This is a genomic window from Demequina litorisediminis (assembly GCF_030161615.1).
Classification (GTDB): domain Bacteria; phylum Actinomycetota; class Actinomycetes; order Actinomycetales; family Demequinaceae; genus Demequina; species Demequina litorisediminis.
The window spans coordinates 2,363,780-2,377,340 of the sequence record NZ_BSUN01000001.1; the positions used below are offsets into that span (position 1 = coordinate 2,363,780).

General features: G+C 68.5%; 10 protein-coding genes and 8 pseudogenes. 17 read left to right on the plus strand and 1 reads right to left on the minus strand.

The genetic code is table 11. From position 1 onward, the window contains the following. Positions 1-120 precede the first annotated feature (120 nt). The 4 genes and pseudogenes from QQK48_RS22110 (at position 121) to QQK48_RS14525 (ending at position 2,248) form a co-directional block, all read left to right on the plus strand. Complete coding sequence (locus tag QQK48_RS22110; protein WP_431308434.1) at positions 121-405, plus strand: GNAT family N-acetyltransferase; 285 nt, start codon at positions 121-123, stop codon at positions 403-405. Positions 406-453: 48 nt separating this feature from the next. Continuing rightward, a pseudogene (gene proS / locus QQK48_RS14515) lies at positions 454-1,671 on the plus strand (proline--tRNA ligase); the annotation flags it as partial. A gap of 43 nt (positions 1,672-1,714) precedes the next feature. Then, a pseudogene (locus QQK48_RS14520) lies at positions 1,715-1,840 on the plus strand (hypothetical protein); the annotation flags it as partial. Positions 1,841-1,957: 117 nt separating this feature from the next. After that, positions 1,958-2,248: a His/Gly/Thr/Pro-type tRNA ligase C-terminal domain-containing protein gene (locus tag QQK48_RS14525; protein ID WP_284329415.1), complete on the plus strand. Its 291-nt coding sequence runs from the start codon at positions 1,958-1,960 to the stop codon at positions 2,246-2,248. Between the two features lie 49 nt (positions 2,249-2,297). On the opposite strand, the gene QQK48_RS14530 is transcribed toward QQK48_RS14525, so the two are convergent. Then, positions 2,298-3,254, minus strand: coding sequence for a hypothetical protein (locus QQK48_RS14530; RefSeq protein WP_284328931.1), 957 nt, complete (start codon positions 3,252-3,254; stop codon positions 2,298-2,300). Between the two features lie 127 nt (positions 3,255-3,381). On the opposite strand from QQK48_RS14530, the gene rimP reads away from it, so the two are divergent. The 13 genes and pseudogenes from rimP (at position 3,382) to QQK48_RS14585 (ending at position 13,555) form a co-directional block, all read left to right on the plus strand. Then, positions 3,382-3,843: a ribosome maturation factor RimP gene (gene rimP, locus QQK48_RS14535; protein WP_284328932.1), complete on the plus strand. Its 462-nt coding sequence runs from the start codon at positions 3,382-3,384 to the stop codon at positions 3,841-3,843. A 20-nt stretch (positions 3,844-3,863) separates the two neighbouring features. Then, positions 3,864-4,905, plus strand: a pseudogene (gene nusA, locus QQK48_RS14540) (transcription termination factor NusA). A 113-nt stretch (positions 4,906-5,018) separates the two neighbouring features. Beyond that, the gene (locus QQK48_RS14545) at positions 5,019-5,216 is read left to right on the plus strand and encodes a YlxR family protein (RefSeq protein ID WP_284328933.1); all 198 of its coding nucleotides are present in this window, start codon (positions 5,019-5,021) and stop codon (positions 5,214-5,216) included. Between the two features lie 116 nt (positions 5,217-5,332). Next, a pseudogene (infB, locus tag QQK48_RS14550) lies at positions 5,333-8,041 on the plus strand (translation initiation factor IF-2). Beyond that, positions 8,041-8,479 (plus strand): annotated as a pseudogene (gene rbfA / locus QQK48_RS14555) (30S ribosome-binding factor RbfA). The pseudogenes infB and rbfA overlap by 1 nt, the downstream one beginning before the upstream one ends. Continuing rightward, positions 8,463-9,396: pseudogene (gene truB / locus QQK48_RS14560) on the plus strand (tRNA pseudouridine(55) synthase TruB). The pseudogenes rbfA and truB overlap by 17 nt, the downstream one beginning before the upstream one ends. An 8-nt stretch (positions 9,397-9,404) precedes the next feature. Continuing rightward, positions 9,405-9,509, plus strand: a pseudogene (locus QQK48_RS20410) (bifunctional riboflavin kinase/FAD synthetase); the annotation flags it as partial. A gap of 106 nt (positions 9,510-9,615) precedes the next feature. Continuing rightward, positions 9,616-10,068, plus strand: coding sequence for a hypothetical protein (locus QQK48_RS20415; protein WP_348523806.1), 453 nt, complete (start codon positions 9,616-9,618; stop codon positions 10,066-10,068). Continuing rightward, complete coding sequence (locus tag QQK48_RS20420) at positions 10,065-10,382, plus strand: riboflavin kinase (RefSeq protein ID WP_348523654.1); 318 nt, start codon at positions 10,065-10,067, stop codon at positions 10,380-10,382. Before QQK48_RS20415 ends, QQK48_RS20420 begins: the two co-directional genes overlap by 4 nt. 39 nt (positions 10,383-10,421) lie before the next feature. Next, a pseudogene (locus QQK48_RS14570) lies at positions 10,422-11,186 on the plus strand (amino acid ABC transporter ATP-binding protein). A 49-nt stretch (positions 11,187-11,235) separates the two neighbouring features. Next, positions 11,236-12,231 carry a glutamate ABC transporter substrate-binding protein gene (locus tag QQK48_RS14575; RefSeq protein WP_284328934.1) on the plus strand — a complete coding sequence of 332 codons (996 nt, stop codon included), beginning with the start codon at positions 11,236-11,238 and terminating at the stop codon, positions 12,229-12,231. Then, the gene (locus QQK48_RS14580; protein ID WP_284328935.1) at positions 12,195-12,848 is read left to right on the plus strand and encodes an amino acid ABC transporter permease; all 654 of its coding nucleotides are present in this window, start codon (positions 12,195-12,197) and stop codon (positions 12,846-12,848) included. Before QQK48_RS14575 ends, QQK48_RS14580 begins: the two co-directional genes overlap by 37 nt. Then, positions 12,845-13,555 (plus strand): amino acid ABC transporter permease, encoded by a 711-nt coding sequence (locus QQK48_RS14585; RefSeq protein ID WP_284328936.1) that lies wholly within the window; start codon positions 12,845-12,847, stop codon positions 13,553-13,555. Before QQK48_RS14580 ends, QQK48_RS14585 begins: the two co-directional genes overlap by 4 nt. Positions 13,556-13,561 lie beyond the last annotated feature (6 nt).

The window sequence follows — 13,561 nt, forward strand, 5'->3', positions numbered from 1 at the left end:
ACCTGCTGTTGCCCGCCTGCGTGCACATGTTCATCGGCGAGGTGGGCTATGACCCGATGCGCCACGGCCGCGCCGCGTACGAGGAGAGGCTTCGCTACCTCATCAGGGCGGGACGGGCGTATGTGCGGATGGGGATCGTGGACGGCAGGCGCCAGGTGGTGTTCAAGGCGGAGGTCGGCGCGCTCGGAGGATCCGTGGCGCAGGCTCCAGGGGGTGTGGGTGCATCCCGCCGTGCGCGGTCGGGGCATCGCGCGCGTGGGCCTTGCGCGGGTGGCCGACGCGATCAGGGCCACCACCGCGCCCACCGTGTCGCTGTACGTCAACGACTTCAACGTCGCCGCGATCGCGGCCTACCGTGCCGTCGGCTTTCGCGAGGTCGGCGCCTTCGCCACCGTGATGTTCTGACGGCGAGCACACCGGCGCCCCACCAGTAGGCTAGAAACCATGCTTCGCATGTCCACTCTCTTCCTGCGCACGCTGCGCGAGGACCCTGCCGACGCCGAGGTCGCGTCGCACAAACTGCTCGTTCGGGCCGGATACATCCGCCGTGCGGCTCCCGGCATCTACACGTGGTTGCCCCTCGGACTCAAGGTGCTCGCGAAGGTCGAGCAGATCGTCCGCGAGGAGATGGACGCCGCAGGCGGCCAGGAAGTGCATTTCCCCGCACTGCTGCCGCGCGAGCCGTACGAGGCCACCGACCGCTGGACGGAATACGGGCCCAACCTGTTCCGTCTCCAGGACCGCAAGGGCGGCGACTACCTGCTCGCGCCCACCCACGAGGAGATGTTCACGCTCCTGGTCAAGGACCTGTACTCGTCGTACAAGGACCTGCCGCTCACGATCTACCAAATCCAGACCAAGTACCGCGACGAAGCCCGTCCGCGGGCGGGTCTCCTGCGCGGCCGCGAGTTCATCATGAAGGACTCGTACTCGTTTGACGTGGACGATGCGGGGCTCGACGCCTCGTACGCCGCCCAGCGTGCCGCCTACATTCGCATCTTCGAGCGACTGGGCCTCGAGTACGTGATCGTCCAGGCGCAGTCGGGCGCCATGGGTGGTTCCAAGTCCGAGGAGTTCCTGTCGCCCACCGAGGTGGGGGAGGACACGTTCGTGCGCTCGCCCGGAGGCTACGCGGCGAACGTCGAGGCCGTGACGACCCCCGCTCCCGCGCCCCTGCCGCTGGCCGATGCACCTGCGGCCCACGTCGAGGACACCCCCGACACACCCACGATCGACTCGCTCGTGGACGCGGCGAATGCCGCACACCCCCGTGCCGACCGGGCGTGGGTTGCCGCCGACACGCTGAAGAACGTGGTGCTGGCCGTGACGAGCCCCGCGGGCGAGCGCTCGCTGCTCGTCGTCGGCATCCCGGGTGACCGCGACGCGGACATGTCGCGGGTTGAGGCCGCGCTGTCCCCGGCAGACGTCGAGCCCGCCACCGAGGCCGACTTTGCGCGCCACCCCGAGCCGTCAAGGGCTACATCGGCCCTGGCGCGCTGGGGCCGCAGGCGCGCGCCGAGGGCGTGGCCCGTGGCGACGAGGGCGATACCGCCATCCCGTATCTCGTGGACCCGCGAGTCGTCGACGGCACCCGGTGGATCACCGGCGCCGATGTGGCGGGCAAGCACGTTTTTGAGGCTCACGATGGGCCGCGACTTCGTGGCCGATGGAGTGATCGAGGCGGCGACGGTGCGTGCCGGAGACGACGCGCCCGATGGCTCCGGTCCGCTCGAGGCTCGCCCGTGGAGTCGAGATTGGCCACATCTTCCAGTTGGGCCGCAAGTACGCGCAGGCGCTCGGCCTGCAGGTGCTCGACGTCAACGGCAAGCAGCAGACCGTCACCATGGGCTCGTACGGCATCGGCGTGACGCGCGCGGTGGCACTCCTGGCCGAGAACTACCACGACGAGTTGGGCCTCGCGTGGCCCATTCAGGTGGCGCCGTTCCACGTGCACGTGGTGGCGACGGGCAAGGACCAGCAGGTCTTCGACGCCGCCCAGGCCCTCGCCGATGCCCTTGAGGCCGCCGGCATCGAGGTGCTGTTCGACGACCGCCCCAAGGTCTCGCCCGGCGTGAAGTTCAAGGACGCCGAACTGCTCGGCGCGCCGTACATCCTGGTGGTGGGCCGTGGCCTCGCCGAGGGTGAGGTCGAACTCAAGACGCGTGCGACCGGCGAGAGTGAGGCGCTGCCGGTGGCCGATGCCGCCGCGGACGTGACGCGCCGCGTGCGCGACGCCCTCGCAGGCTAGGCCAGCGAACGCGTGAGGCGCCCCCGGGAGACCGGGGGCGCCTCACGCGTTACTGGGACGAGGAGGCGTCGACCGTGAGCCCCGGCAGGGCGGGAATCATCGCATCGTGCGCGCTGGGGTCGGCGTAGGCGGCCGCCTGCGCGTACGCGTCGAAGGCCGCGCCGATGAGCCAGGGGATCTCGGAAGGCTCGGCGCCGTTCATCAGCGCCGCGTACGCCTCGCCGAGGTCGGTCTCGGTGGCCTGCGCTGTGGCGGTGCGCGTCTCGGCGTCGGCCACCGTGGCGTTGTCGACCACGTAGACCGCCTGGCGGGCGTCTTCGACGTCAGGAAGGGCCGCGAGGAGGTCCGCGCGCGCGGCCTGAATGTCCCGCCGCGCGAGCCACTGCTCTCGCTCCTCATCCGCGGACTTGGCCGCCATGACTTCGTACAGGTACCTGGCCCTGTCGTGCTCCACCACGAGGGTGGACAGCGTCGACGTCTCGACCGCGGTGGAAGCAGGGACGACGGCCACCCCCTCGAGCGCGGGCGAATCCAGTACTCGCTCCGCGACCACGGGGGTCTCGGCGTCGAGGAACGCCTCGCCGGCCCAGTCGGCGTACCAGGCCGTGAGCCCGTGCGAGAGGCCAGCGGAGTTGAGCAGGAACGCGAGGTCGGCGTCGGTCGTGGTGACGGCGGCCGCGAAGGCGCCATCGCGCGCCGCCGCGACCGCGTCGGCCGCCGACGGCGTGGGCTCGGGGGACACGGTCGGTGCGGCCGAGGAATCCGGATAGGCGACGTAGACGCCGCCCAACGCGGCGAGGCGTTCGGGGGCCGCCGTGGTCTCGAACGAGACGATGACCGCATCGGCCGTTGTGTCGTCCGGGCTGGCGATGGCATCGATGACGGTCTGCTCGCGCTGGGCCGCCTCATCTCGAGCGACCGTGACGGCATCGGGGGAGGGCCACACGGGTTGTTCGGTCTCCAGGCGCCACGAGCACGCCGTGAGAGCCATCGCGGTGATCGCCACCGCGGCCGTCGTTCGTGCCGCTCGCATCACCCGCATGGCGGTCATCATCCCATGCGAGGCGGCTAGAATGTCTGCGACCGAACTTCAGCAACGGAACGCGTGTCATACGCGTGGGGAAGGCGATGCCATGGACATCTCAGACCGGATTGCCGACCTTGCCGCACCGGCGGCGCAGGAGGCCGGGCTTGTGCTCGACTCCGTCACGGTGTCGCCAGCGGGCAAGCGCTCGCGCGTGACCGTGACCGTTGATCTGCCCGAGACCGAGGTGGGTTCGGCCGACCTCGACCGCGTGGCAGACGCCTCGCGTGCCATCGGTGCAGCCCTCGACGCGGCCAACGTTCCCTCGACGCCCTACGTGCTTGAGGTGTCGACCCCCGGCACCGACCGTCCCCTGACGGAGCGCCGCCACTTCCTGCGTGCGCGCACTCGCCTCGTCGAACTCGCCGTCGATGGCGAAGCCGTCACCGGGCGTCTGATCGACGTCGACGGGGATTCCCTCGTGCTCGACGTCGACGGCGAGCGCCGCGAGGTAGCACTGGGCAGCGTCACGGCCGCGAGCATCGTGGTCGAGCCGAAGCGTCTCGACTGACACTCGTCGCAGGAGGAATCATGGATATCGACATGCTGGCCCTGAGGGGTCTTGAACGCGAGAAGGAGATCTCGCTCGACGTGCTCGTCGACGCGATCGAGCAGGCCCTGCTCTCGGCCTACCACAAGACCCCCGGTGCCTACCGTCACGCTCGCGCCCACGTCGACCGCACCAGCGGCCGGGTCGCAATCTTCGCCCGCGAGGACGTCGGCCCCGAGTCCGAAGAACTGATCGAGGATCAGCCGGAGTTCGAGGACACCCCGAAGGACTTCGGCCGCATCGCCACGGCAACCGCGCGCCAGATCATCGTCCAGCGCATGCGCCAGGTCGGTGACGATGCGGTGCTCGGCTCCTACGCCGACCGCGCCGGCCACCTCGTGTCCGGCATCATTCAGCAGGCCGCAGACCCGCGTCAGGTCCACGTGGACATTGGCGACGTGGAGGCGATCCTTCCCCAGCACGAGCAGGTCCCCACCGAGACCTACGTCCACGGCGAGCGCCTGCGCGGCTACGTGCTTGACGTGTCGCGCGGCAACAAGGGTCCGTCCATCACCATCTCGCGCACCCACCCCAACCTGGTGCGTCGCCTGTTCGAGATGGAGGTTCCCGAGATCGCCGACGGCACCGTCGAGATCATGTCGCTGGCGCGCGAAGGCGGCCACCGCACCAAGATGGCGGTCCGTGCCACGGTCGCGGGAGTCAACGCGAAGGGCGCCTGCATCGGCCCGATGGGCGCGCGTGTGCGCGCCGTGATGAGCGAGCCTGCGCGGCGAGAAGATCGACATCGTCGACTGGGACGAGGACCCGGCAACCTTCGTGGGCAACGCCCTGAGCCCCTCTCGCGTGGTGTCCGTCACCGTGATTGATGAGGACGCCCGCGCCGCCCGCGTAGTGGTGCCCGACTTCCACCTCTCGCTCGCGATCGGCAAGGAAGGCCAGAACGCTCGCCTCGCCGCCCGCCTCACCGGATGGCGTATCGACATCCGCTCCGACGAGGCCCCCGACACTCCCGCGGCGCGGCGCGCCGCGGGGAGTGAACCGGCCCGCCGCGAGGCGCGCTAGACTGTCAAGGCCGAGAAGACGTGTCCGGTGACCTCCCCTCGCCCGTGCCTGGCTCTCCCGAGCCCGTGCGGACGTGCGTCGGTTGCCGTGGCAAAGACTCTCGGTCGGCCCTGATGCGGCTGGTCCTCGCGGGCGATCACGTGATCGTCGACGAGGCCGCCACTAGGCCGGGGAGGGGTGCGTGGCTGCATCCCGATCCGGACTGCCTGGCACTCGCGATCCGTCGCAAGGCCTTGGGGCGAGCACTGCGCTCGCCTGGGGCCGATGCGTCCGGTGTCGCAGTGCCGGACCGCGTCAAGGCTGTCGACTAGCCCACCATTGAAGACAAGGGATGAAAACCCATGGTCGTCCGATGAGCACCTCGAGATGAGCACCCGCACGTAACAATGGTTCGACCCTGCCTTGGTCGGACCAAGACAGGAGAATTGTGGCTAAGCCCCGCGTTCACGAGATCGCGAAGGAGCCGGAGTACCGAGCAAGGAACTGATTGCCAAGGCTCAACGAGCTCGGCGAATACGTCAAGGGTCCGTCGTCGACCCTGGAGGCGCCCGTCATCCGCAAGGCCCGCGAGGCCTTCCCCGGTGGCGCCTCGGCACCCAAGGAGCAGGCGCAGCCTGCCGCATCGGCCCCGAAGAAGGCCGCACCCAAGCCCGGCCCCAAGCCTGGCCCGAAGGCCGTCGAGCCCGAGCCGGCCCCCGTTGTCGAGGCTCCGGCCGCGGCGAAGCCTGCCGCGCCTGCGCCCGCCGCGCCCGCACCTCAGGCGCCCGCGGCATCGGCCGAGGCGAAGGCAGGCGCGGCCACCCCGTCGCCTGCGGACATGCCCAAGCCGCGCCCGCGCCCCGGTGGCAATAACCCGTTCTCGGAGCGCACCGCCGGTCCGCGTCCTCGCCCCCGTCCCGGTGGCAACAACCCGTTCCAGACCAACCGTCCCGGGCCGCGTCCCGGTGGCGCTGGTCGCCCCGGCGCCCCCGGCGCTGGAGCAGGTGCTGGTACCGGTGCTCCCGGGCGCGGTCCGCGTCCCACGCCCGGCCAGATGCCTCAGCGCGCGCCCAGCGGCCTCGGCCGTCCCGGCGCTCCCGCAGGTGGTCGCGGCGGCGGCCGTCCCGGTGCTCCCGGTGCCGGTGGCGCCGGTGCGCGCCCCGGCTTCGGTGGTGGCCCCGGTGGCCGTCCCGGCCCCGGCGGACGCGGTCGTGGCAGCACGGCAGGTGCGTTCGGCCGTCAGGGCGGCAAGCCTGCCCGCTCGCGTAAGTCGAAGCGTGCCAAGCGCGCCGAGTACGAGCAGCAGCAGGCGCCCGCGATCGGTGGCGTCAACATTCCTCGGGGTGACGGTACGACCGTCATCCGCCTGCGTCGCGGTGCGACGCTGACGGACTTCGCCGAGCGCATTGAGGTCAACCCCGCGTCGCTGGTGACGGTGCTGTTCCACCTTGGTGAGATGGCCACCGCCACGCAGTCGCTCGATGAGGGCACGTTCGAGGCCCTCGGTGTCGAGCCTGGGCTACAAGATCCAGATCGTGTCGCCCGAGGAAGAGGACCGTGAGGCTCCTCGGAGACTTCGGACTCGACCTCGAGGCCGAGCTTGCCGCGGAGACCGACGAAGAGCCTTGAGGCTCGCCCGCCGGTCGTCACGGTCATGGGTCACGTCGACCACGGAAAGACCCGCCTGCTTGACGCGATCCGCCACGCGGACGTGATCTCGGGCGAGGCCGGCGGCATCACCCAGCACATCGGTGCCTACCAGGTCCACCACACCCACGAGGGTGTGGACCGTGCCATCACGTTCATCGATACCCCGGGTCACGAGGCGTTCACCGCCATGCGTGCCCGTGGTGCAGAGGTCACCGACATCGCGATCCTCGTGGTCGCGGCGGATGACGGCGTGATGCCCCAGACCATTGAGGCTCTCAACCACGCCCAGGCCGCCAACGTGCCGATCGTGGTCGCGATCAACAAGATCGACAAGGAGGGCGCGAACCCGGACAAGATCCGTCAGCAGGCTCACCGAGTACAACCTGGTCTCGGAGGAGTGGGGCGGCGACACGATGTTCGTCGAGGTCTCCGCTCGCGAGAACCTGCACATCGACAAGCCTGCTCGAGGCTGTCCTGTTGACCGCGGACGCAGGTCTCGACCTGCGCGCCAACCCCAACAAGGACGCCCGCGGTGTCGCAGTCGAGGCTCACCTCGACAAGGGCCGCGGTGCGGTGGCGACGGTGCTGGTCAACTCGGGAACGCTGCGCGTCGGAGACTCGATCGTTGCCGGTACGGCCCACGGCCGTGTGCGTGCGATGTTCGACGAGCACGACAACCAGGTGGAGGAGGCAACCCCTGCCCGCCCGGTGCTCGTGATCGGTCTGACGTCGGTGCCCGGTGCAGGTGACACCTTCCTGGTGGCCGAGGACGACCGTACGGCTCGTCAGATCGCTGAGAAGCGCGAGGCAGCCGCCCGTGCCGCTCAGGCTCGCGAAGCGTCGCAAGCGCATCTCGCTCGAGGACCTCAACAAGGCGCTCGAAGAGGGCAAGATCGACACCCTCAACCTCATTATCAAGGGTGACGTGTCGGGTGCCGTGGAGGCACTCGAGGACGCGCTGCTCCAGATCGATGTGGGCGACGAGGTCGACCTGCGCATCATCCACCGCGGTGTGGGTGCGGTGACGCAGAACGACGTGAACCTCGCGACGGTCGACAACGCGATCATCCTGGGCTTCAACGTCCGTCCCGCCGAGCGTGTGCAGGACCTCGCGGACCGCGAGGGCGTGGACATGCGCTTCTACTCGGTCATCTACCGTGCCATCGAGGACGTCGAGGCGTCGCTCAAGGGCATGCTCAAGCCCGAGTTCGAAGAGAAGCAGATCGGTGCTGCGGAGATCCAGGAGATCTTCCGTTCGTCCAAGTTCGGCAACATCGCGGGCTGCCTTGTCCGCGACGGTGTCATCAAGCGCAACGCCAAGGCGAAGGTGGTCCGCGAGGGCGTCGTCATCGGCGAGCCCACGATCGACACCCTGCGCCGCTTCAAGGATGACGCCACCGAGGTCCGCGAGGGCTTCGAGTGCGGTATCGGCCTGGGCAAGTTCAACGACATCCAGGTCGGTGACATCATCGAGACGTTCGAGATGGTCGAGATCCCGAGGGACTGATGGTCGACAACGCACGTGCGATGAGGGTCGCGGGCACCATCAAGAAGGTGGTGGCCCGCGCCCTCGAGACCGAGATCAAGGACCCGCGTCTGGGGTTCGTCACCGTGACCGATGTTCGCGTCACCGGCGATCTTCAGCAGGCGTCCGTGTTCTACACGGTGTACGGCGGGGACGAGGAGCGTGCGGCTACGGCCGCCGCCCTCGCCTCGGCGAAGGGACGGCTGCGCACCCTCGTGGGGCGCGAGCCTGTCGATTCGCCTCACCCCGTCTCTCGAGTTCCACCTCGATGCGGTGCCGGAGACGGCCGCCACGCTCGACAAGGCGCTCCACGAGGCGCACCAGCGTGACGAGGAGCTCCGCCGCCTGCGCGAGAGCGCCACGTACGCCGGTGACGAAGACCCCTACCGTCGCAAGGACGAGGATGGCGAGAGCGCCTAAGCCTGAACCGGCCCCCGGGCTGGTACTGGTCGACAAGCCTGCGGGCTGGACCTCGCACGACGTCGTGGGACGCATGCGCCGCCTTGCGGGCACTCGCAAGGTGGGGCATGCGGGCACGCTCGACCCCATGGCGACGGGCCTGCTGGTGCTCGGCATCGGCAAGGCCACCAAGGCTCCTCACCTACGTGGTGGGGCACGACAAGGTGTACGAGGCCACGATTCGCCTGGGTCAGTCGACGGTGACCGACGACGCCGAGGGTGACGTGACGGCATCGGCCGATGCCTCTGGCGTCACCGCCGCTCAGGTCGCCGACGCGATCGCGGCGTTGACCGGCGACATTCAGCAGGTTCCCAGTGCCGTGAGTGCCATCAAGATCGATGGCCAGCGCGCCTACAAGCGCGTGCGTGACGGCGAGGAGGTCGAGATCCCCGCCCGTCCCGTGACGGTGCACGAGTTCGCTGTCCTTGCGGTGCGTCGGGAGGGCAGCCTGCTTGATCTCGACGTGCGCGTGGACGTGTCGTCGGGTACGTACGTGCGGGCGCTCGCGCGCGATCTTGGTGCCGCACTGGGTGTGGGGGGCCACCTCACGGCGCTACGACGCACGAGCGTGGGCGACCTTGAGGTCAAGGACGCCGCGACGCTCGACGAGTTGGGGGCGCTCGTCGATTCTGGTGTCGAGGTGCCGCGCCTTGCGCTGGGTGCCGCCGCTGCCGACATCCTTCCTGTGCGTGCGCTGACGGAGGCCGAGGTGCGCACGCTGGGCTTTGGTCAGTGGCTGGACGCCGACGCGACGCTCGCGTACGACGGCCCAATGGCCGCGCTCGACGCCGACGGCGACCTGGTCGCCATCGTGAGCCCCCACGGCGGCAAACTCAAGCCCGAGATCGTCTTCCGGACCGCCGCACCTCAGGCATGATGGGCGCCATGCAGATCTGGCGTTCCCTTGCCGAGGTGCCTTCCGACCTGGGCGCCACCGCGGTGACCATCGGGAACTTTGACGGGGTCCACCGCGGCCACCAGGCCGTCCTGACGCGCATGGTGGCGGACGCCAAGGCGCGCGGACAGCGCGCCGTCGCGATGACCTTCGAACCCCATCCCAAGGCAGTCCACGACCCGGCCCACCCACCGGAGGCTCATCACGGGGCTTGCCGACAAACTGGACAGGCTCGCCGCCACCGGTCTCGATGGCGTCCTGGTCGTGGAGTACACCCTGGAGTTTGCGCAGCAAACCCCACAGGAGTTTGTGCACACGTGGCTCGTCGACGGGCTCGGCGCCGCCACGGTGGTCGTCGGCCGAGACACCAAGTTCGGGCGCGGCAACGCGGGCGATGTGGACACCATGCGTGCTCTCGGCATCGCGATGGGCTTCGAGCTCGACGTCATCGATGACGCCTGCGCCATCTCCGAGTCGGGCCGACGCTGGTCGTCGACGTGGGTCCGTGAACTGCTCGAAGACGGCCGCATGCTGGACGCCGCAGGTGTCCTCGGCAGACCGCATCGGCTGCGCGGCACCGTGGTGCACGGAGACAAGGCCTGGGACGCGAGATCGGATTCCCGACCGCCAACCTCGAGGTCACCGGCGGCATGATCCCGCGTCACGGGGTGTTCGCCGCCTGGATGACGGTGGTTGACGCCCGTGACAACGCGGCCGCGGCGGCGCTCGTGGGGGAGCCGATGGCGACCGCAGTGAGCCTCGGATTCAACTACACCGTGGGGTCCGTGGGGCTGCGCGTCGAGGGCTTCGCGATCGACCGCAGCGGCCTTGATCTGTACGGTGCCGAGGTGGCGCTCGACCTCGTCCAGTGGCGCCGGCCCATGCTCGATTTCGGGTCCGTGGAGGCCCTCATCGACGCCCTCCACGGTGACGTCGCCTGGTGTCGCGACGTGTTACATCTTGATTAAGCCAGGGACTTTACCGTCCGTTGAGGCTATGGTCGATAAATGGATGGAAGCCCAGAAGCGACCGCTGGTAGCCCGCTCGTCGTCCTTGACCAGGTCAACAAGCATTACGGCGACCTGCATGTCCTGAACGACATCAACCTGACGGTCGACCGCGGCGAGGTGGTCATCGTCATCGGTCCCTCGGGCTCGGGAAAGTCGACCCTGTGTCGCTCGATCAACCGCCTGGAGACCATCGACGACGGCACCATCACCATCGACGGCAAGGCGCTGCCGGACGAGGGCGCCCCCTGGCGCGGCTGCGCGCCGACGTGGGCATGGTGTTCCAGTCCTTCAACCTGTTCGCGCACAAGACCATCCTCGAAAACGTCACCCTTGGCCCCATGAAGGTGAGGGGTATCGCAAAGGCGACCGCGCGCGAGGAGGCCATGGCGCTGCTGGAGCGCGTGGGCGTCGCGAATCAGGCCGACAAGTACCCCGCGCAGGCTCTCCGGCGGGCAGCAGCAGCGCGTCGCCATCGCACGATCGCTCGCCATGCATCCCAAGGTGATGCTTTTCGACGAGCCCACGTCCGCGCTGGACCCCGAGATGATCAATGAGGTCCTGGACGTGATGGCGAACCTCGCGAAGGAAGGCATGACGATGATCGTCGTGACCCACGAGATGGGCTTTGCGCGCAAGGCCGCCAACCGCGTCGTGTTCATGGCCGATGGTCGCATTGTGGAGCAGGCCACACCGGAGGAGTTCTTCACGAACCCACAGACGGATCGCGCCAAGGACTTCTTGTCGAAAATCTTGACGCACTAGCGGCGTCGTGACTCCGGGGTCCACCCCGGGGCAAGCAAGGGAGGAAAGCATGTTCACGAAGACCAAGGTGGCGGCGCTCGGCGCCGTCGCGGCCATCGCGCTCACCGCCTGCGCGTCCGATGACTCGGGCGAGGAGTCGACCACCGGTACCTCCGGCGGAACAGAGACCGCCACGGGAGATTTCCCCGAAGGTTCGACCATGGCGGCACTCGCCGAGGCGGGCAAAATCACCATCGGCACCAAGTTCGACCAGCCCCTGTTCGGCCTCGTGGGCCCCGACGGTGTGCCCGTCGGTTTCGACGTCGAGATCGGCAAGATGATCGCCGCGGAACTCGGCATCGACGAGGGCAACATCACGTGGACCGAGACGGTGTCCGCGAACCGCGAGCCCTACATCGAGGGCGGTCAGGTCGACATCGTGGTCGCGACCTACACCATCAACGACGAGCGCAAGGAGATCGTCTCCTTCGCCGGCCCGTACTACAACGCGGGCCAGGCACTCATGGTGCTGAGCGACAACGAGGACATCGCGGGCCCCGATGACCTCGCGGGCAAGGTGGTGTGTTCCGTCGAGGGCTCGACGCCCGCCGCCAACATCGCGGAGAACTACCCCGACGCCGAGCTCAAGTTGTTCGGTGCTTACACCGACTGCCTCGAGCCTCTGCGCAATGGCCAGGTCGATGTGGTCACCACGGACAACGTCATCCTTGCCGGCTACGTTGACGAGTCCGACGGCGACTTCAAGATCGCCGGCGACCCGTTCACCGAGGAGCCCTACGGCATCGGCCTGGCGCACGACGACGACGAGTTCCGCAACTGGATCAACGATGTCCTCGAAGCCTCGTTCGACGACGGCCGCTGGATGGAAGCGTGGAACGCGACCGCAGGCACGGTGCTGCCCGAGCCTGAGCCGCCGACCGTCGACCGCTACGAGAACAGGCGATCCGTCTCACCATGGTGCGTCCCGGCGCTTGAGCGCCGGGACGCACCCTTCACCGGAAGAGGGCCATGGGCGCACTCATCGACAACTACGACCTGGTGCTGAAGGGCTTTGGCGCCACGCTGTGGGTCGCCGTTGCCTCCGGCGTGCTCGCGTTCGCGTGGGGCCTCACCCTTGCGGCCTTCCGGGTTTCGCCCGTGGGGCCGCTGCGCACATTCGCGAGCGGCTACGTGAACGTGGTGCGCAACACTCCGCTGACGCTGATGTTTGTCTTCCTGGTCTCCGCGGCACCGTCGTTGCTGGGTCTCACCGTCCCCCTGGGGATGCCCATGGCGATTCTTGCCCTCACGCTCTACACGGCGACCTTCATTTGCGAGGCGATCCGCTCGGGCATCAACTCGGTGGGGGTGGGCCAGGCCGAGGCGGCGCGCAGCGTGGGCCTCACGTTCGTCCAGACGCTCACGCAGGTGGTGCTGCCGCAGGCCTTCCGTTCGGTGTTGCCGCCGATGATCAACGTCTACATCGCGCACATCAAGAACACCTCGGTGGCCGCGGCGTTCGCCGTCACCGACCTCGTCGCGGTCGCGAACCGCTTGTCCAACGGCAATCCGGGCGACGTCGTGGGCATCTTCGCTGGCATCGGACTGTGTTACCTCGTCATCACGGTGCCGCTATCCGTCACGGCTGAGAACCTCGAGCGGAGGGTGGCGGTGGCGCGATGAGCGACAAGCAGCAGGTGCTGTACGACGTACCAGGCCCCAAGGCCGTGCGCAGGGACCGCCTCTACAACGTGATCTTCACGGTCGCGATCATCGCCCTCGTGGCGTGGATCGTGCAGGCCGCATGGGCGCGCGGCGTCCTCGACGACCGGTGGCAGGTGCTCTTCCAGGGTGCCAAGGGCTTCGACGGCTGGGACGTGTGGAAGCGTCTCCTGTGGGATGGCCTCGTCATGGGCACCCTCAAGGCCGTGGTCATCGCGGTGCCCATCGTGGCCGTGCTCGCGCTCGTGCTGACCATTGCGCGCCAGGCCCCCATGCGGATCGTGCGCTGGACTGCCTACGGGTTCACCCACGTGTTCCGCGGCATCCCCGTGCTGCTGCTCATGTACTTCGGCGTGATCGCCCTCGACTGGGCGCTGCTGCCGTCCGTGGTCTTCGGCCTCGTGGTCTACAACACCGCCGTGGTGGCCGAGATCCTCAGGGCGGGCATCGCCGCACTGCCGAAGGGTCAGAAGGAGGCCGGGCTCAGCATCGGCCTTTCGCCGCTGGCCACGATGCTGCGCATCCAACTTCCGCAGGCCATCCGGATCATGCTTCCCGCCCTCATCAGCCAGATTGTCGTCCTGCTGAAGGACACCTCGCTGGGCTTCATCATCGGCTACGTCGAGCCTGTTGGCGGTCACCAAGAACCTCTACAACTTCTTTGGTAGGCTCGT